This window comes from Vibrio pelagius (genome assembly GCF_024347575.1).
In the GTDB taxonomy this organism is placed as follows: domain Bacteria; phylum Pseudomonadota; class Gammaproteobacteria; order Enterobacterales; family Vibrionaceae; genus Vibrio; species Vibrio pelagius.
The window spans coordinates 548,168-565,746 of record NZ_AP025504.1 but is presented as its reverse complement, the minus strand read 5'-3'; the positions used below and the strand labels follow the sequence as shown (position 1 = coordinate 565,746).

Here is a 17,579-nt window from a genome sequence, read left to right as displayed (position 1 = left end):
CTGGTTGATATTCAAACATGGTAGTCACTTTTGATTGATATAGTGAGCCAATAAATTACGTGCCGCTAAAAAATTCGTCATGTTACATAATGTTACTAAGTATTTCTCGGTGGAAAGTGAGGTTGACAGCGTAAAATTTATTGTGACTTTTTATTTAATATTAATGAATTTCAAGTCGCATATGTATTTTTATAACTATAAATGTTTTTTAGCTCTTCGGGTTGTTTTTCTTTTTAATGTGTTGTTTTTAAATGTTTTTTTGTTTTCTATAGTTCTCTTTGTTTTATTTTATATATTTTAATGCAACTTTTTTGTCATTCATCGCTTACGGTTGCCTCACTTGTTAAATGAAGGTAACAACTTCGGGTTTTATCTAGAGGTTGTTAGTGAGTAAACACCCTTAAGTTACAAATGGACATGACAATGAATAAGAAACTTTTAGCGCTTGCTGTTTCTGGCGCTGTATTTGGTACTCAGGCAGTTGCAGTAGAACTTTACAACGAAGATGGCACAACATTCTCTGTTGGTGGTCACGTATCAGTTGCTGTTGGCGACGTAAACAGTGGCGATCGCATCGGCAGCGACGATATTGGCGTTGAAACTGTATCTCCACGCATCAACTTCAATGCAACTCACGATCTAGGCAATGGCTTTACTGCTGACGCTAAAGGTGAGTGGGCGCTTAACATGCTTGACGGTGGCGATAATGCATTTTCTACTCGTCTTGGTTACGTTGGTCTAACTCATGATGACTTTGGTCGCGCAGCTGTTGGTACTCAGTGGGCACCATATTACAGCGTAGCGGGTGTTGCAGATATGCCAATCGCATTTGCAAACGACTTCATCTACGACGATCACGGTAACCTAGGTACAGGTCGTGGTGAAGAGATGGTTAGCTACTCTAACGCACTAGATTTTGGTGATGCTGGTTCACTAGGTCTTGGTGTTGCATGGCAAGGTCGCAAAGCTGACTCAGTTAAATACGGCGACGCTGTTACTTTAGATAACGAGTACGGCAACCGCGCTCAAATCGCTCTAAACTACAACATCGCTGATTTCTCAGTGAACTACGCATACAACACTGGTGACGTGAACTTTGAAGGCATCTCTGGTTCAAAGACTGCAGATTCTAACGTTGTAAGTGCAACTTACGGCTCATACGGTTCAGGTCTATACCTAGCTGGTGTTTACGCAATGAACAACTACATGAACAAGACTTCTGCGGGTCCTTTAGAAGAGACAACTGCGGTTGAACTACTTGCGGCTTACGCGCTATCTAACAGCCTAAACCTAAGCGTTAACTACGAAGCGGTAGAAGACGAGAAGCTAAACGAAACTGTATTTAGCACAACTGCTGTACAAGCTGAATACAACTTCACGTCTCAGTTCGTTGGTTTTGCTGGCTACCAGTTCGATCTACAAGGCTCTGGTACTTACAAAGCAAAAGCTGATGACCAGTGGCTACTTGGTGCTCGTTACTACCTATAAGCCAAACCATAATTTAGCATAGTGTTTACTCCCAAGAGTATTTCCCCTCTTAGGATACTGTCCTAAACACTGGCTAGGCCCCTTTTAACCGAAAGGTTTGAAGGGGCTGCTTTATTTTGTATTCCAAAAACTTCTCTTCTATCCATCCTATCTAGACTGCGCTAAAGATCAGATATTTGAAACAAGGTGTTAGGTTGTCAAAGATTCTCAATCATTGATCAGTTAAACTCTTTGCTCGATTAATGGTCAAGGAAAGACAATGAGCAACACTCACGTAGAACCGCAGTGGCAGGACTCCAAAATTACCGCAGCACCAAGCAAAGTTCTTTGCGTAGGTCGTAACTATGTTGATCACATTGAAGAGTTGAACAACGCCATTCCTGAACATATGGTGGTCTTTAATAAACCAAGTACCTGTGTGACCTCGACCTTAACCTCTTTCCATCAAGAAGCGCTTCACTATGAAGCGGAGATCTGTTTTATTGTCGAGCAAGGGCGATATGTTGCTGTCGGTTTAGGTCTGGACTTGACTAAGCGCGAGTTGCAGAGCTACCTCAAAGGGAAGGGTTTGCCTTGGGAGCGAGCTAAAGCATTCGATGGTTCTGCTGTGCTCAGCCGTTTTGTCTCGACAGAAGGACTGAATTTATCGGACCTTCACTTAGAACTCTTTATTAACTGCGTTCGAGTTCAGAAAGGGCACGTTTCACAGATGCTTTATCCACCGCAAACTATCCTTGAGGAGCTGAGTTCGTACACCACGCTGCTTGATGGTGATGTGGTTATGACCGGCACGCCAAAAGGTGTGGGTGAGGTTCATCAGGGTGACCTATTTTTGGGGCGCTTGAAATGTGGTGAGCAGACTTTGGTCGAGATAGAGTGGGTGGCTAAGTAACGGATAGCTAAGTAAGATATCGAATGAATCAGTGACTCTGAATTTAGGGTTGCCGAAAACGAATGTCTTTCCAGTTACCGGAGCTAGACTAGAGGGTTAGGTTGATTAATTGCTTTGTAGTGGTTTTTTATTCGTCAAATTAGCAATGTTTCAGTAAATTGCATCTAGTGTAAACTGTCTGGTTGGTATAAAATTCGCCGTCTTTTTTATATCAACGCACAATTTAATGATCGATTTAGCCATACTTCCTGTTTACTTAACTGCCGTTGTTGCACTGCTTCTTCTTCCTGGCCCTGACATGTTACTGATCGCCAGCTCTAGTATGAGCTACGGGCGCAAAGTAGGCTTGTTTGCGAGTTTAGGTAACGCGACTTCAGGGATCATTCTTACTGTTTTAGCGGCGATGGGCGTATCGGCGTTGATAGCAATGAGCCCGCTTGCTCTAAAAGCATTGCATCTGTTAGGCGGAGCTTATCTGCTCAAAATGGGATGGGACTGTCTTCGCTCTGATCAAGGTGATGCTCCTGCGCTGAGTGATAATTCGGCAGCTAAAGCGTACTACCAAAGAGCGTTGATCAGTAATTTGCTCAATCCAAAAGCATTGGTGTTTTTTGTGATGTTTCTCCCTCAGTTCGTTTCAACTAACATTGAAGCGACATCGGGTGAACAAATGCTGGTGTTAGGCTTGCTGCTTAACTTATTAGGTTTAACCTTTAATTTCTTGCTGGTTGCGTTGGCAGGAACTTTGGGTAAACCATTGCTGGAAAATGCGAAGTTTAGAACGTATCAGCAAAAAGTGATGGGTGGTGTGTTTGTGATCTTGTCACTGTGGATGCTTTCCTCATTTTTTGGTTAAGCGAAAATCAATTCAATGGAATAAAAATGGACGCTCAAGCGTCCATTTTTGTATCGAAATAGCAGTGACCGAGAGTCTCATTTCTCTCTAACACGCGGGCTTCAAAGCACTATTGGTTGAGTTCGCTCTGATGCTGTTCGATAAGCTGGCTCATATATGCCTCACCACGTTGAATCGCTTCAGAGTAGCTTTCACCCTGCTCATAAGCAGTGACCGTTTCATAGTACACCTTCACTTTAGGTTCTGTGCCTGAAGGTCGAACAATAATACGGGAACCATCTTCAAGGTGATAAATAAGGACATCACTTGCAGGGAGGTTGATCGCTTCCGTAGCGCCACCAACCGTAACACGTATAGATGATTGAAGATCTTCAATAACTCTTATCGCAATCCCATTGATGGAGGTTGGCTGCTGGCTTCTCAATTTAGAGCCAATCGAAGGGGCGGTTGGGTCAAGCGCAATGCTGCGCTGAGCATTAGTATAAAGGCCGTGTTGCATGTAGATATCAGCCAGCAGATCCCACACGGTTTTGCCTTGTGATTTGAGCTCCTCAACGAGTTGAGCAAATACTACCAGAGCGGACAAGCCATCCTTATCGCGGACTAAAGTCCCTATGGTGTAGCCAAGTGCCTCTTCATAGGCAAACAGAAATTCATTGTGTTCATCTTCTAACTGCATACCGACGTTAGTCAGCCATTTGAAGCCTGTTAAGGTTTGGAAGTATTTCGCTCCGTTCGAGTTTGCGACTTTTTCTAGCAGGGTTGAAGAGACGATACTGTTCCCAATCAGTTGCGTTTTCGTGCGTGCTTTGGCTGACAAATAGTGTGCGAAGAGTACACCAACTTGGTCACCTGTCAGCATCTTGTAGCCACCGTCAGGAAGCTTAACCGCCACGGCAAATCTGTCTGCATCTGGGTCGTTAGCGCAAGCGATGTCTGCGTCGACACTCTCTGCTAATTGGACAACCAGATCCATAGCCCCTTTCTCTTCTGGGTTAGGGAAATTAACTGTTGGGAAATGCCCATCCGGTTCACGTTGTTCAGCAACACTGAAGACCCTATGGAACCCATTGTCGTGGAGAAGGTCTTCTGCCATTTGTGCACCGACGCCGTGCATCGCGGTGTAGGCGATAACTGTTTCTAGATCGGAACCTTGTTTGCTGACGAAAGACGCTTGATTTACAGCTTGTCGATAAGCTTGGTAGTACTCTTCTGTTAGCCAAACCAGCTTCTCTTCTTTCTCTGCATCACTCAAGCTCATTAGCGGGATGGGTTTGGTTGCTGCGATATCGATTTCTGCAGCAATACCACTGTCGTGCGGTGGGATGATTTGTGCACCATTCTCCCAGTACACTTTGAAGCCATTATACTCCGGTGGATTGTGACTTGCGGTAACAACGATACCCGCTGCCGCCCCAAAACGTTCAATACCAAAGGCGACGATAGGCGTTGCTGCTACTTTACTCGTCAGGTAAACCTTAAAGCCAAGCGCGCACAAAACAGATGCAGTATCGGCAGCAAACTGCTTTGAATCCAGTCGTCCATCATAACCAATAACAACGCCACGCTGCAGTGCTTGCGGGACATGGTCAGCTAAGTAGTGGCCTAAACCTGTTGCTGTTTCTTGAATCACCAAACGATTCATTCTGTTAGGGCCGCAACCCACTTTGCCGCGTAACCCCGCTGTACCAAACTCCAGTCTTTGACTGAATCGATCATCAATTTCATCGTGATTCTTCTCGTCAATCAGTTGTTGAAGTTCTTCGCGAGTTCTTGGATCTGGGTCTCGCGCCAACCAGTTCATGGCATCTTGCATATTCATTAACCTTCTCGTTTTAAATCGGCGTTGCAATCAATCTAATTGATATTCATTCGCATTACCTTGAAGGCAATCGTAAAACTTGTGCAAACAGTGATAAAGGTTCGATTTTTTTGTTAAGGCACAAATTAAATAATTGAGCATTTTGTAACTCATATGACCTTGAATATTTGAGTATCGATAACTAGCCTTTTACATAAATATAACAAAAAGTAACAACTTCGCTGTTTTTGAACCTTTTATCGAGTTTGCTCGTGGCTGTTAACGGGTCGTAGAACGGTGTTAGCAACCTGCTTGTAAAGGTTGTTTGTCGGTTTTTTCCAAGTCTTTCATTTTTTAGACGGCGGTTGCCGTTTGATAGCTCGCACATATCCAATACGGATGGATAGAGGAGAGATCTTTTGAAACGATTATTTCTGAGGTATGTACTGCTAATGGTCAGTGGTGCTTCACTGCTAATGGTCCCGCTTGCTCAAGCAACGAGCGAGTACAACATGACGCAAGGGGTAACGGAGATCAGTGGCAAAGTCTACGAGCTGCACATGCTGATCTTCTACATATGTTGTGCGATCGCTTTTGTTGTGTTTGGTGTCATGTTTTATTCGATATTGAGGCATAGGAAATCGAAGGGAGCCGTTGCCGCCCATTTTCACGAGAGCACCAAAGTAGAAATCATCTGGACCATCATTCCTATCATTATCCTTATCGCAATGGCGATCCCTGCCACTAAAACCTTGATTGCGATGGAAGATACCTCTCAATCGGATCTCACAGTCAAGATTACGGGTTCGCAGTGGAAGTGGCACTACAGCTATTTCGGGGAAGATGTCGAGTATTTCAGCTTACTGGCGACCAGTGACAAAGAGATAGAAGGTATTGAAACGAAAGGCGCGCACTATTTGCTCGAGGTAGACAAACCACTCGTGCTGCCGATCAATCGTAAAGTCCGATTCTTAATGACCTCGGACGATGTGATTCACTCCTGGTGGGTGCCAGCATTTGCAGTGAAAAAAGACACCATTCCGGGCTTTATCAACGAAGCTTGGACAAAAATAGATGAGCCCGGTGTTTATCGTGGTCAATGTGCCGAGTTATGTGGTCGTGCTCACGGCTTTATGCCGATTGTAGTTCAAGCCATGGAAGAAGATGAATTCGATGTGTGGCTGGCTGATCAGAAAGTGCTTGCGATTGCTGAGGCTCAAGCTGCGAAGGAAGCATTAGATGCGTCACTTTCTTTAGAAGAATTGAATGCGATTGGTGAGCAAGTTTATGCATCTCGCTGCGCTGTTTGTCACCAAGCAAACGGCGAGGGGATTCCGGGTGCGTTCCCTGCGATTAAGGGCAGTCCAGTGGCACTTGGAGATGTATCGGAACACATCGATGTTATCGTCTATGGCCGTTCTGGAACCGCGATGCAGGCTTTTGACAACCAACTCACAGAAAAAGAGATCGCCGCTGTGATTACCTACCAAAGAAATGCATGGGGTAACGATACGGGTGACGTTGTTCAAGCATCAGACATCAACACTTACAAGCAGCAAGTTGAAGGTGGGGGTGAGGATGCAGCCACCAACTCGAATGCAACGCCGAATAGCAAGGAGGCGATATGAGTTCACCAATTAACAAGCCGGTGAAGTCTGCTCCGGCTGAAGATTTAGCGGCCAGTCATACTGCTGATGACCTAATCGACGTGCCTGAGCATGACCATCACGAAGCGCCTAAGGGCTGGGCTCGCTGGCTCTACTCCACTAATCATAAAGATATAGGCACACTCTATCTATGGTTCAGTTTTGCCATGTTCCTGACGGGTGGCGCGATGGCCATGGTCATCCGAGCTGAACTGTTTCAGCCTGGGCTGCAGCTGGTCGAGCCTGATTTTTTCAATCAGATGACAACCGTACATGGGTTGATCATGGTGTTTGGTGCTGTTATGCCCGCGTTTACTGGCCTTGCTAACTGGATGATACCGATGATGATCGGTGCGCCAGATATGGCTCTGCCTCGTATGAACAATCTCAGTTTTTGGATCCTTCCTTTTGCTTTCCTCATTTTAATTGGATCATTGTTTACTGAAGGCGGTGGACCGAGCTTTGGTTGGACTTTCTACGCGCCTCTATCGACAACTTATGGGCCTGATAGTACGGCGCTGTTTGTTTTCTCCGTCCATATCATGGGTATCAGCTCGATCATGGGCGCTATCAACGTCATTGTTACCATCGTCAATATGCGAGCGCCGGGTATGACTTGGTTCAAGCTGCCAATGTTCGTTTGGACATGGTTGATTACTGCGTTTTTGTTAATCGCGGTGATGCCGGTACTTGCAGGCGCAGTAACTATGGTGCTAACCGATAAGTACTTCGGGACGAGCTTCTTTGATGCGGCTGGTGGGGGAGACCCTGTGATGTTCCAACACATCTTCTGGTTCTTTGGGCACCCAGAGGTGTACATCATGATCTTGCCATCGTTTGGTATCGTTTCTGCGATTATTCCGGCTTTCAGTGGTAAGCGTTTATTTGGCTACCACTCAATGGTTTATGCAACGTGCAGTATTGCAATCTTGTCTTTCTTGGTATGGGCACACCATATGTTCACTACCGGGATGCCAGTCTTCGCCGAGCTGTTCTTTATGTATTGCACTATGCTGATTGCGGTGCCCACAGGTGTGAAGGTCTTTAACTGGGTAGCGACCATGTGGCGAGGGGCGCTGACCTTTGAAACCCCGATGCTATTTGCTATCGCCTTTATAGTGCTCTTCACGATCGGTGGCTTCTCTGGATTGATGCTGGCGATTGTTCCGGCAGACTTCCAATATCACGATACCTACTTTGTGGTCGCGCACTTTCATTATGTTCTGGTGACTGGCGCGGTGTTCTCCATCATGGCGGCAGCGTACTATTGGCTGCCCAAATGGACGGGCAACATGTATGACCACAAATTGAGTTTGTGGCACTTCTGGACGTCGGTTATTTCCGTGAATGTTCTGTTCTTCCCAATGCATTTCCTTGGTTTAGCAGGGATGCCACGTCGTATTCCTGACTATGCGATTCAGTTTGCTGATGTGAATCAGGTGGTATCGATTGGTGGTTTTGCTTTCGGTTTATCGCAATTGATTTTCCTATGGCTGGTCATCAAATGCATCAAAGGTGGAGAGCCAGCAGAGAGCAAACCTTGGGAGAGAGCGGAAGGGTTAGAGTGGACTGTCCCAAGTCCGGCACCGCATCATACCTTTACACACCCACCGAAAGTGGATTGAGGTGAGTATGAACAAACAATCGCGAAACGAACATACACAAGCTCAAAATAACACTACCAAGCGGTCAACCAAGAAACTGACGGCCTATTTGGTATTGAGTGTGATTGGTATGTTTGGCTTTGGGTTTGCTTTGGTGCCTCTGTACGACGTGATGTGTGAAGCTTTGGGTATCAATGGCAAGACTAATACTGTGTCTGCAGTTCAGCCTCAAGGTATGCAGCCCGATTACAGTCGCACTGTAAGGGTAGAGTTTATGTCGCACATAAAGCCGGATATGCCGTGGCAATTTGAGCCAGAGAAGCGAGTGCTTGATGTTCACCCTGGCGAAGTCATTCAGACTAACTACATCGCCACCAATATGTCTGGGCTGAATTTGGTTGGTCAAGCGGTGCCGTCGGTGTCTCCGGGCAATGGTGCCACTTACTTTAATAAAATGGAGTGTTTTTGCTTTAATCAGCAACCGCTGAACGCTAAGCAGAGTACCGAGATGGGGCTAATATTCTATATCGAGCCTAATATCCCAGATTCTATTCACACACTCACACTCTCTTATACCTTATTTAACATTACTAATGGGACGTCATCAGAGCAGGATGTAGTCGCGAAAAACTGAGCCGTCGCAAGAACCTGTATCAACAAAAGGAGTTGAGCAATGAGTTCTAAAAAGGAAATCTACTTTGTTCCGCATCAGAGTCACTGGCCTTTAGTTGGCGCTGTCGCTCTGTTTCTTGTTGCGTTGGGCTCAGGCTTAACGGTGCAAAATATGGGAACTGACGCAGTGGATGGAGTATTTGGCAAAGTGACTTTGGTACTTGGCTTTGCGGTGCTGCTATACATGTTGGCAGGGTGGTTCAGTAATGTGATTACCGAGTCGTTAAGCGGCCTCTATTCCGAGCAAATTTCCCGTTCTTTCCGACAAGGTATGAGCTGGTTTATTTTTTCTGAAGTGATGTTTTTCGGTGCCTTCTTTGGCGCACTTTTCTATGCACGAATGATCTCTGTCCCTTGGCTAGGTGGTGCTGGGAATAATGAAATGACACATGAGGTGTTGTGGCCGATGTTCCAATCGATGTGGCCACTAACTACAACGCCAGATGGTGTCACTACGCAAGCGATGTCTTGGCAGGGGTTACCACTGAAAAATACCGTCATCTTATTGCTCTCGTCCGTGACACTGCACATGGCGCATCTCAGCCTTGAAAAGAACCAACGTATGGCGCTAACGGTTTGGTTGGAAATTACGATAGTGCTCGCAGGCTTCTTTCTTTTCTTTCAAGTAGAAGAATATATCCACGCCTACCAAGAGATGAATTTGACTTTGCAATCAGGCATCTACGGTAACACTTTCTTTTTACTAACTGGTTTTCATGGATTGCATGTCTGTTTAGGAACCATCTTTTTGATCGTGTTATTAGGGCGTGTAGCCAAAGATCATTTTACGCCTAAAGACCACTTTGCCTTCCAAGCGGGAAGTTGGTATTGGCACTTTGTAGATGTGGTTTGGTTAGGTCTATTTATCTTCGTTTACGTGTTGTGATTGCTCTAAAAATGGCATTGGAGCAACTAGTAAGGGCGCGGATTAGGCGTAATAAAACCAGTCGCCATCGCGAGTAGCAATAGGATCACTACAATGGCAGAAAAAAACACACGTCGCCCGAGGAAATGACTCAGCTGTTTGCCATTGTGTTTGCTCGATGAAAACTGAAATAACGCTTTCATCAGGTTGAAAGCAATAACAAACAGAAGGGCGACCAGAAGGACTTTAAACAAGATTACGGATGTCGATGAAACCATGGTGTTAACCCCTAACGAAGCAAATCATCAAAACAATCAACGTCGAAATATCGGCGTGTGGGTGGTTGCTCTTTTAACTTTGGTTTCTGTCAGCTTATTAATCAAGTTGGGGTTATGGCAAAGAGAGCGTGGGTTGGAGAAGCAGCAGCTGGAACAACACTTGGCAATGAGAGCAACTCAGCCAAGTAAGCCACTGGTTTCTGTGTTAACGGACTGGGGAAATTGGGCAAATAGTATTGAGCGCGATGCTGCTTCTACAACGGCTTTAAGCAGCAAATCTGAAGGCAGTGAATACTTAAAAATGCTGAATGGTACCAAAGTAACGGTGAACTTTGCCGAAGATCACGGGTTGATGTTCTTACTGGATAATCAAACGCATCAAGGCAGTGTTGGATACATCTTGTATCAGTTAATGCCTGTCGTTGGGTTCGCTGAGCCAAAGCACATGTTAGTAGATTTAGGGTTTGTCAAAGCTGGCAAAAAGCGTAGTGAGCTTCCGGTAATTGAACTGCCTTCGATACCTCAACAAGTTTCAGGTCGTTTGTATGTTCGTTCTACTAACCCACTAAGTTCTGATTTGGCTTTAGAAGAGACCAAGCCGAAGCGTATTCAAAACTTGAATATCACAGCGATATCCGACTATACCGCTACAGATATTCTGCCTGTTTTGTTTCAACCGTTTCAGGAGGAAACTTGGCCTTATGAACTGCTTTGGCGGCCAACAGCGATGAAGTCGGAAAAACACTTTGGTTATTCAGTGCAGTGGTTTGCTATGGCGGCTGTATTGTCGGGATTGATGTTGCTCATAGGTTACCGTTTTTTTAGCAAGCGCGACAAAAGGGAGAATCACGATGAACAGTGATGAGCAAATGGCATTTGAGGAAAGACGCCGCAAAGGACGATGGCTACTTGTCGGGCTTGTGATTATTTTTGCTTTGCCAGCCATTATTGCGAAAACCGTTTTAGACCAACACTGGTACAACGAAGGGGCAACCAACACTGGTTTACTTATTGAACCTAGAGTGACGCTCAGTGATCTCTCTATAGATTTTGAAGATCCAAATCAGGGATGGCTGATTGGCTATGTCGCCCCTCAAAATTGCAACCAATTATGCGAGCAGCAGCTTCATTACATTAAACAGAGCTATTTAGCCTTGGGTAAAAATCGTGAACGTGTGACACCAGTGATCTTCGCTATGAGTTATGAAGGCAACAATACGGTTGACCAAGAGGCTTTCACACAAGTGATTAGCAATCAACAGCTTACTAATAGGCTTGGTGAAGCTTCTATTGTTGTCATCGACCCTCTGGGGCAGCTCGTCATGGTGTATGAGAGTGTTGCTCAGTCAGAAGAGCTAGTACCTCAGTCAAAAGGCCTAATTCATGATTTGAGAAAGCTACTGAAGCTGTCTCGGGTCGGGTGAGTTTCTATAAGAGTAGCGAGTTGTTTCACAACGGATAGGGAGATCGGTATTGATGATGAATTCAACCCCTAGAACATTGCTGTTACTGGTTAAAGTGAGCCTGATTCTAACGCTCATCGTGATTGTGTTGGGCGCATATACTCGTTTGTCTGATGCAGGACTAGGTTGCCCAGATTGGCCGGGTTGTTATGGCAAGCTTGTCGTTCCATCGGGTGAGTCGGCGGTCGCGAATGCAAATTTGTCCTACCCAGAACGAGTTTTAGAAGCGGATAAAGCATGGATTGAGATGGTACATCGTTACTTTGCCGGAACGCTTGGGCTGTTTATTTTTGCAATCGTTGCTTGGAGTGTCTCTAAGCGCTTAACCCCGATAGGGTTGCCGTTGCTTATTGCCGCTACCGTTATCTTTCAAGCTCTGCTTGGGATGTGGACGGTGACACTAAAGCTAATGCCAGTCGTCGTAATGGCGCATTTGATGGGAGGCTTCACGCTTTTATCTTTGCTCAGCTTGTTGTATTGCCGTTTAAACAACATAGGGCAGGGCTTCGCACCATTTAAATCATTGTGGTTAAGGTTTTGGGCGAGCGTCAGCCTTGTGGTTGTGGTCGGACAGATCTTACTAGGAGGTTGGACTTCATCAAACTACGCAGCACTAGTGTGTACGCAACTGCCAATTTGTGAAGGTAACTGGCTGGCTTATTTAGACTTTGATAAGGCGTTTGACCTTTGGCAAAGCGGGCACGACAACTACGAGTTTGGTGTATTGGAATACCCAGCTCGCTTGACCATACATGTCATGCACCGATTTGGCGCTATGGCCGCGGTATTAGTGGTGTTAATTACGGTTTATCAGCTCTGGTCTCAAGCGGGGCATGGACAAAGAAAGCTCGGCGTTATTTTAGCATTTGTACTGTTATGTCAGGTGGGGCTCGGTATCAGTAACGTCTGGTTCCATTTACCTATCTCAGTGGCAGTAATGCACAATCTGGTCGCGGCACTATTGCTGGTTACATTGGTCGTGACCAACTTTTTGGTTTGGCAGCGCCAGACAAGAGACTTTTTATTGAAGGGAAGCGCATTAGGCGGAGGCAAGCATGGCTAGTGGAACGGATACTCATAATCAATTTGTACCATCGTCTAACACAGCTACACGAGAAAAAGCAGCATGGAGAGTCTATCTTACTTTGACTAAGCCTAAGGTTGTCGCATTGATGCTACTCACGGCGTTGGTTGGGATGTGTCTTGCTGTGCCCAACGGCCTACCATTTCAACAAACTGTGGTCGGGATGCTCGGCATCGGGTTAATGGCTGGGTCCGCTGCGGCATTCAATCATTTGATCGACCGAAGAATTGATGGGCAGATGAGCCGGACAAGTCGAAGACCATTACCGTCAGGAGAGCTAAGCAGTGCTCGTGTATTTATGTTTGCAGCGTCGATCGGTGTTATTGGCTTTGTCGCATTAGTTGTGTGGGTGAACGCACTTACAGCATGGTTAACCTTCGCAAGCTTGTTAGGTTACGCGGTGGTTTACACTATGTATCTCAAGCGCGCGACGCCTCAAAATATTGTTATCGCTGGTATTGCTGGAGCTATGCCACCTTTGCTCGGTTGGACGGCTGTCACTAACGAGCTGCACTCTCATGCTTGGCTGTTGGTGATGATTATCTTTATTTGGACACCGCCTCACTTTTGGGCGTTGGCGATTCACCGTAGAGATGAGTACGCTAAGGTAAATATTCCGATGTTGCCGGTTACTCATGGCATTGAGTACACCAAGACATCAATCCTTCTCTACACGCTTTTACTTAGCGTGGTGTGTATTCTCCCTGTGTTGGTGGGCATGAGTAGCTGGATATACCTCAGCGCATCTTTAGTGCTCAATGGCGGTTTTGTTTACCACGCTTGGGTTCTGAAGTATCGCAGCAATGCCGCGAGCGCGATGCAAACCTTCAAATTCTCTATCTATCACCTAATGGTGTTGTTTGCCGCGTTACTACTTGACCACTATTTGTTGTAATACCAATCACAGTAAGTAAGTGATCAAAAATAGCGCAGGAAAAAGGCTTGAGAGCAAGGCAGAATTTTTCGATAAGTAGTTATTCTACAATCAAAAATTCTAACGCAGTTATCGAGCGTTTTAACAAGCTAGGGTGAGCAATTAATTACTACGATTGGTATAAGTACCAATGGTTAAACAACATTGCTTCAACGCTTAATGTTTACCAATAACACTGATACACCCGGTGTGAATACACAGTGGGTGTCTACGTAACCTTTGAATTGAGGTTATGGTTCTATTACCTACCCAAATTAGTACAAAATTGGGTTCATAACACAACCAAACCTTTGGTTTTCACTAACCTTACGTTGACATTATTTTTATAGAAAATCGCACAATTAATAGGTCTGAATTATACAAAGGGAACCTAATGGAATTTACCGACCTAGATAGAGACGCGCTTTATCAAACTTGGATGTCACAGAAGTCGCGTATGCGTCTTACCCAAATGGAGTTTTCAAAAAAGCTGGGCATGAATCAACTCGCTTTCTCACGAGTCCTAAGAGGTGAAACCCCACTAACGATGTCTTTTGTAAGCCAGTTTTGTCGTTTGTTGCACCTTGAACCTAAGAATATTTTGCCATCACTCAAAGAGGGCAGTGACGGGCCTAAAATCATCTACTTACAAAGCCGAATGAGTGTTGATGGTGAGATCCAAAACGCTTACATAGAAGGGAATCAAGTCGTTGTAGAATATGCACATACCGTAAAGCCAAGTTAACTTAGACACGGATTGTAAATTCGTGACAAGCGTTATCGATATTAATTGACTCCCTTGGTGGCACCATTTGCTACTGAGTGGAACGTTTAGGTGTTACTCTGCAGAATAAGAATCAACCCTAAACAAGAGAAAGCATGTTAGACAAAGAGAATCTGTTGAAACTGGCGCGGGTACAGATGCCATTTGGGAAGTACGCAGGACGTGTACTCATTGATTTACCTGAAGAGTATTTGTTGTGGTTCGACAAAAAAGGCTTCCCGAATGGGGAGCTTGGAGATCTGTTGAAGCTCTGTCTGGCACTCAAAATTGAGGGGCTAGACAGTGTTGTTAAGCCCTTAAAGCGCATGTAACCTGTTACGCAAACTCATCATTGATACACGAAAGATTGACTATGAACCTAGATATTGAAGCGCTAAAACACCATCAACTGGTTGAAGATGGCCCACTAGAAGGGTGTTACCTTCATCAACCGGCTAAAGGTAGCCAGCAAGATGACAAAGCCGTTTTGTCAGAGCGCCGAACCTTAGAAAAAATGGGATTTAAGGTAGTGCAGGTTCAAGCAAAAGGCAGAACAACAACGTTTGCCGAGGCAATGCAACAACTTGTAAAGAAGACTGGGCGTTAATCGAAATCACTATTACGGAGCGACTTGTGCTTCGTATTTCTATGCGATGTCTCTTAACAATGCAATGTGGGTCGCCACAAAGACGCGACGTCGCTATTACTTGAACTTCTGGTTTCAATTCGCATAAATGTTTGCGGCACAGCGTCAACGCACCTAAATAGGAAAGGAGTCCTAAAATGAAAATTGCACTGGTCACCGGAGGCTCAAAAGGTATCGGTTTGTATTCAGTCATTCGACTGGTGGCGCAGGGATACCAAGTTATCACGTGTTCGCGCTCTAAGGATGTTTGGCTTGATGTCGTGCAAAAGCATCCGGAGCTAGACTCAGTTGATTACCAGTCGGTTGATATTGCAGATGAGCAACAATTAAATGATTTATTTGCCTACATTGAAGCTCAATACGGAAAGTTAGATGTAGCAGTCAATAACGCTTCACCAGCTCTTGTCTCTAGGGGTTTCCTACCTCAAGTCGATGTTCAACTTCTCAAAGAAACACTTCATGTGGACTTTTTATGCCAAGCTTTGTGTTTAAGGTCTGAACTGAAACTAATGGAAGCAGGAGCATCCATCGTAAATGTAAGTTCTATCAACGGTCTTAGACCAACACCTAATGCGTCAATGTACAGTGCTGCGAAACATGCACTTGAAGGGTTAACGAGATCAGTCGCTCTAGAGAGCATCAAGTCTGGAATTCGAATCAATGCGGTTGCTCCCGGTGTGACGTGGACTCCCCGATGGGAAGAAAAGCAACTCGAAAACGCTAACATCCGTGCGGATGTTTCTGAATTAGTACCAATCAATCGATTTGGGGAAGTTGAAGAAATCGTCAATGCCATTGAGTTTCTATTATCAGATAAAGCCAGTTACATCGTCGGTCACACCTTGGTCGTTGATGGTGGGTTATCGCTGGCATGATGGCCTACGAGCGTTTAGGGCTTAAGATAAGTCGGTTAATCTTCCAACGTCTCGCTGACGGGGTATGAAAAACGAAAACGCGCCATTCCTTCTCAGCGCGAAAATTCACTCACAATCTGTGATTGTACGTTTGCCTTACCTGTAGTTATCCGAAGGAGTGTCGAAGTAAGCTGTTAAAAAACTATGCGTTATTTTGCAATCTAATGTCCAATACCTCTCATTAATGTATTGATTGCTAATTGAACTGTGATTGGAAAGGCTGCATTCCCACCCCAGATAATGTTATCTATTGGCTATATAAAATATGAAGAAGTCTTTAAGTGTAAGCTTTGTGGTAAGTCATCACAGCGTCCTGAGCGCCCACTATCATCTATTAACATGTGAGTTGTAAGCGTCTTATTCATAACAAGTGTTTAAGGTTTCAAGATACTTTATCTAATCTCTGATAAGCACTTTAGAGATCATTAATCTAGCGCGTTTATGTCCAAAATTAAGCTAAAGAAATTAGACTCATGTGTGAATTATGCCTCATTTCCAGAATCCAGCTGTATTGTTTTTCTACGACAAAAAAGCTTTCCGAGCTGGAGCTTGGAGGCCAGGTGAGGACCTGACTGGCACTAAAATTGAGGGGATAGACAGTGTTTAAGTCCTAAAACACCATCAACTGGTCGAAGATGGGCCATTAAGGGGGTTACCTTCATCAACCAACTAAAGGCAGCCAGCAAGATGACAAAGCCGTTTGTCAGAGCGCTAAATCTGCCCCCATTTCTTTTATTGACTCGAGCTAGATGAATGACAATCAAGGTTTTGGCTGTCTCCTAGAAACCAAGAAATCCACCTTCGCTTGGAGTTTAAAACGAATCCCTCCTCAGAGCCGATTCCATTGACAATGAACCCATCGATGTCTTCACTATACGCTTTAGTGGTGAAATGCCACTCTTCACTACTTATTCGCTTTCCCTGAAGAAGAGCGTTATTAAGGCGTTGGCTCATAACAACGATGTTTAGACCTTCAGTTTCACTGATACCAAAATTTGACTCAGAGATACGACCCACAGCAATTGGTACTTTTAAAGTACAAGCCTTTCCATCCTGACGAGTAAATGAGTAGATTGCGCCTCCAACTCGACCCTTAAGCCAAAAGAGTTGTCCTTGAGTCATTTTATCGACTGACAGAGTCCCCAAAGCGCCTGTGGGAGATAGAGTTTCGGCCCAGCTATATGTAGAAACAAAAACCGATAAAAGAATAGGTAGAATGATTCCGTTCTTCATGCCAAATTCTCCCCGTCGACGAAAGTATTGGTCGTTTGAGCTAATAAATATATTAACCAAAACGGTCCTATTATCGGTATGAAAAAGACCAGAACCCAATAACCGGGTTTGTTGATGTCGTGCAGCCTACGAATAATGATTGAAAGCATAGGGATGAAGCTTATAACGCTATAAATCGAGTCGAACCATGTTGTCATATTCAAAGCTATATCTGCCGCAATGCATCCTATCGCTACCAATGTGTGTATTAAAAGAAACATCCAACATTCTTTGCGCGACGAACAACCAGAAAAGTCTAAACTTCGCTTCCAAGCTAAAAAGTAGTAATTCATAAATATCACCTCAATGTTTGATTGACGATGATATTTTCCCTCGGAACAAGCGATGTATTCGTCTCAAAACAGGTTTTAGGTCGTTCTTAAACCTATTTTGGTCTATGTTGCATTTTCAATTACATTTCA

General features: G+C 44.8%; 19 protein-coding genes. 15 read left to right on the top strand and 4 right to left on the bottom strand.

Annotated features, from left to right (window positions below):
- Positions 1-423 precede the first annotated feature (423 nt).
- The 3 genes from vsple_RS16720 (at position 424) to vsple_RS16710 (ending at position 3,236) form a co-directional block, all read left to right on the top strand.
- The gene (locus tag vsple_RS16720; RefSeq protein WP_261883936.1) at positions 424-1,488 is read left to right on the top strand and encodes a porin; all 1,065 of its coding nucleotides are present in this window, start codon (positions 424-426) and stop codon (positions 1,486-1,488) included.
- A 259-nt stretch (positions 1,489-1,747) separates the two neighbouring features.
- Positions 1,748-2,380, top strand: a complete 633-nt coding sequence (locus tag vsple_RS16715) for a fumarylacetoacetate hydrolase family protein (protein WP_261883935.1) — start codon at positions 1,748-1,750, stop codon at positions 2,378-2,380.
- A 226-nt stretch (positions 2,381-2,606) separates the two neighbouring features.
- Positions 2,607-3,236: a LysE family translocator gene (locus vsple_RS16710; RefSeq protein ID WP_261883934.1), complete on the top strand. Its 630-nt coding sequence runs from the start codon at positions 2,607-2,609 to the stop codon at positions 3,234-3,236.
- A 109-nt stretch (positions 3,237-3,345) separates the two neighbouring features.
- On the opposite strand, the gene vsple_RS16705 is transcribed toward vsple_RS16710, so the two are convergent.
- Positions 3,346-5,052, bottom strand: coding sequence for a phospho-sugar mutase (locus vsple_RS16705; protein ID WP_261884044.1), 1,707 nt, complete (start codon positions 5,050-5,052; stop codon positions 3,346-3,348).
- A gap of 437 nt (positions 5,053-5,489) precedes the next feature.
- Here vsple_RS16705 and coxB point away from each other — a divergent pair, with 437 nt between their 5' ends.
- From coxB to vsple_RS16685, 4 genes are read left to right on the top strand one after another with little or no spacing between them, the layout of a single operon-like run.
- A complete protein-coding gene (gene coxB, locus vsple_RS16700; RefSeq protein WP_476723332.1) occupies positions 5,490-6,665 on the top strand; it encodes a cytochrome c oxidase subunit II in 1,176 nt (391 codons plus the stop codon).
- A complete protein-coding gene (ctaD, locus tag vsple_RS16695) occupies positions 6,662-8,308 on the top strand; it encodes a cytochrome c oxidase subunit I (RefSeq protein ID WP_150868644.1) in 1,647 nt (548 codons plus the stop codon). The genes coxB and ctaD overlap by 4 nt, the downstream gene beginning before the upstream one ends.
- A gap of 7 nt (positions 8,309-8,315) precedes the next feature.
- Positions 8,316-8,921, top strand: a complete 606-nt coding sequence (locus vsple_RS16690) for a cytochrome c oxidase assembly protein (protein ID WP_261883932.1) — start codon at positions 8,316-8,318, stop codon at positions 8,919-8,921.
- Between the two features lie 39 nt (positions 8,922-8,960).
- Entirely contained in the window at positions 8,961-9,845 is an 885-nt protein-coding gene (locus vsple_RS16685) for a cytochrome c oxidase subunit 3 (protein WP_261883931.1), read from the top strand.
- Between the two features lie 26 nt (positions 9,846-9,871).
- On the opposite strand, the gene vsple_RS16680 is transcribed toward vsple_RS16685, so the two are convergent.
- Positions 9,872-10,102: a DUF2909 domain-containing protein gene (locus tag vsple_RS16680; protein ID WP_261883930.1), complete on the bottom strand. Its 231-nt coding sequence runs from the start codon at positions 10,100-10,102 to the stop codon at positions 9,872-9,874.
- Here vsple_RS16680 and vsple_RS16675 point away from each other — a divergent pair.
- The 8 genes from vsple_RS16675 to vsple_RS16640 all read left to right on the top strand — a co-directional run bounded on the left by vsple_RS16675 (position 10,101) and on the right by vsple_RS16640 (position 15,846).
- Positions 10,101-10,964 (top strand): SURF1 family protein, encoded by an 864-nt coding sequence (locus tag vsple_RS16675; protein ID WP_261883929.1) that lies wholly within the window; start codon positions 10,101-10,103, stop codon positions 10,962-10,964. The genes vsple_RS16680 and vsple_RS16675 overlap by 2 nt on opposite strands.
- Positions 10,954-11,526, top strand: coding sequence for a hypothetical protein (locus vsple_RS16670; RefSeq protein WP_261883928.1), 573 nt, complete (start codon positions 10,954-10,956; stop codon positions 11,524-11,526). Before vsple_RS16675 ends, vsple_RS16670 begins: the two co-directional genes overlap by 11 nt.
- Positions 11,527-11,578: 52 nt before the next feature.
- Positions 11,579-12,628: a COX15/CtaA family protein gene (locus tag vsple_RS16665; RefSeq protein WP_261883927.1), complete on the top strand. Its 1,050-nt coding sequence runs from the start codon at positions 11,579-11,581 to the stop codon at positions 12,626-12,628.
- The gene (gene cyoE / locus vsple_RS16660; RefSeq protein ID WP_261883926.1) at positions 12,621-13,544 is read left to right on the top strand and encodes a heme o synthase; all 924 of its coding nucleotides are present in this window, start codon (positions 12,621-12,623) and stop codon (positions 13,542-13,544) included. Before vsple_RS16665 ends, cyoE begins: the two co-directional genes overlap by 8 nt.
- Before the next feature lie 412 nt (positions 13,545-13,956).
- A complete protein-coding gene (locus vsple_RS16655; protein WP_255232511.1) occupies positions 13,957-14,307 on the top strand; it encodes a helix-turn-helix domain-containing protein in 351 nt (116 codons plus the stop codon).
- A 134-nt stretch (positions 14,308-14,441) separates the two neighbouring features.
- On the top strand, positions 14,442-14,657 hold the full coding sequence (locus vsple_RS16650) for a DUF3820 family protein (RefSeq protein ID WP_255232512.1): 216 nt from the start codon (positions 14,442-14,444) through the stop codon (positions 14,655-14,657).
- 41 nt (positions 14,658-14,698) lie between these two features.
- On the top strand, positions 14,699-14,932 hold the full coding sequence (locus vsple_RS16645; RefSeq protein WP_261883925.1) for a hypothetical protein: 234 nt from the start codon (positions 14,699-14,701) through the stop codon (positions 14,930-14,932).
- Positions 14,933-15,108: 176 nt separating this feature from the next.
- Entirely contained in the window at positions 15,109-15,846 is a 738-nt protein-coding gene (locus vsple_RS16640) for an SDR family NAD(P)-dependent oxidoreductase (protein WP_261883924.1), read from the top strand.
- A 771-nt stretch (positions 15,847-16,617) separates the two neighbouring features.
- Here the strand turns inward: vsple_RS16640 and vsple_RS16635 are convergent.
- Both vsple_RS16635 and vsple_RS16630 read right to left on the bottom strand, forming a co-directional pair.
- Complete coding sequence (locus tag vsple_RS16635; RefSeq protein WP_261883923.1) at positions 16,618-17,118, bottom strand: hypothetical protein; 501 nt, start codon at positions 17,116-17,118, stop codon at positions 16,618-16,620.
- Positions 17,115-17,450 (bottom strand): DUF805 domain-containing protein, encoded by a 336-nt coding sequence (locus tag vsple_RS16630; protein ID WP_261883922.1) that lies wholly within the window; start codon positions 17,448-17,450, stop codon positions 17,115-17,117. The genes vsple_RS16635 and vsple_RS16630 overlap by 4 nt, the downstream gene beginning before the upstream one ends.
- Positions 17,451-17,579: the final 129 nt, after the last annotated feature.

Coding starts and splice junctions, on each gene's coding strand:
- vsple_RS16720 (WP_261883936.1), top strand. CDS start 424: ATGAATAAGAAACTTTTAGCGCTTGCTGTTTCTGGCGCTGTATTTGGT.
- vsple_RS16715 (WP_261883935.1), top strand. CDS start 1,748: ATGAGCAACACTCACGTAGAACCGCAGTGGCAGGACTCCAAAATTACC.
- vsple_RS16710 (WP_261883934.1), top strand. CDS start 2,607: ATGATCGATTTAGCCATACTTCCTGTTTACTTAACTGCCGTTGTTGCA.
- vsple_RS16705 (WP_261884044.1), bottom strand. CDS start 5,052: ATGCAAGATGCCATGAACTGGTTGGCGCGAGACCCAGATCCAAGAACT.
- coxB (WP_476723332.1), top strand. CDS start 5,490: ATGGTCAGTGGTGCTTCACTGCTAATGGTCCCGCTTGCTCAAGCAACG.
- ctaD (WP_150868644.1), top strand. CDS start 6,662: ATGAGTTCACCAATTAACAAGCCGGTGAAGTCTGCTCCGGCTGAAGAT.
- vsple_RS16690 (WP_261883932.1), top strand. CDS start 8,316: ATGAACAAACAATCGCGAAACGAACATACACAAGCTCAAAATAACACT.
- vsple_RS16685 (WP_261883931.1), top strand. CDS start 8,961: ATGAGTTCTAAAAAGGAAATCTACTTTGTTCCGCATCAGAGTCACTGG.
- vsple_RS16675 (WP_261883929.1), top strand. CDS start 10,101: ATGGTGTTAACCCCTAACGAAGCAAATCATCAAAACAATCAACGTCGA.
- vsple_RS16680 (WP_261883930.1), bottom strand. CDS start 10,102: ATGGTTTCATCGACATCCGTAATCTTGTTTAAAGTCCTTCTGGTCGCC.
- vsple_RS16670 (WP_261883928.1), top strand. CDS start 10,954: ATGAACAGTGATGAGCAAATGGCATTTGAGGAAAGACGCCGCAAAGGA.
- vsple_RS16665 (WP_261883927.1), top strand. CDS start 11,579: ATGATGAATTCAACCCCTAGAACATTGCTGTTACTGGTTAAAGTGAGC.
- cyoE (WP_261883926.1), top strand. CDS start 12,621: ATGGCTAGTGGAACGGATACTCATAATCAATTTGTACCATCGTCTAAC.
- vsple_RS16655 (WP_255232511.1), top strand. CDS start 13,957: ATGGAATTTACCGACCTAGATAGAGACGCGCTTTATCAAACTTGGATG.
- vsple_RS16650 (WP_255232512.1), top strand. CDS start 14,442: ATGTTAGACAAAGAGAATCTGTTGAAACTGGCGCGGGTACAGATGCCA.
- vsple_RS16645 (WP_261883925.1), top strand. CDS start 14,699: ATGAACCTAGATATTGAAGCGCTAAAACACCATCAACTGGTTGAAGAT.
- vsple_RS16640 (WP_261883924.1), top strand. CDS start 15,109: ATGAAAATTGCACTGGTCACCGGAGGCTCAAAAGGTATCGGTTTGTAT.
- vsple_RS16635 (WP_261883923.1), bottom strand. CDS start 17,118: ATGAAGAACGGAATCATTCTACCTATTCTTTTATCGGTTTTTGTTTCT.
- vsple_RS16630 (WP_261883922.1), bottom strand. CDS start 17,450: ATGAATTACTACTTTTTAGCTTGGAAGCGAAGTTTAGACTTTTCTGGT.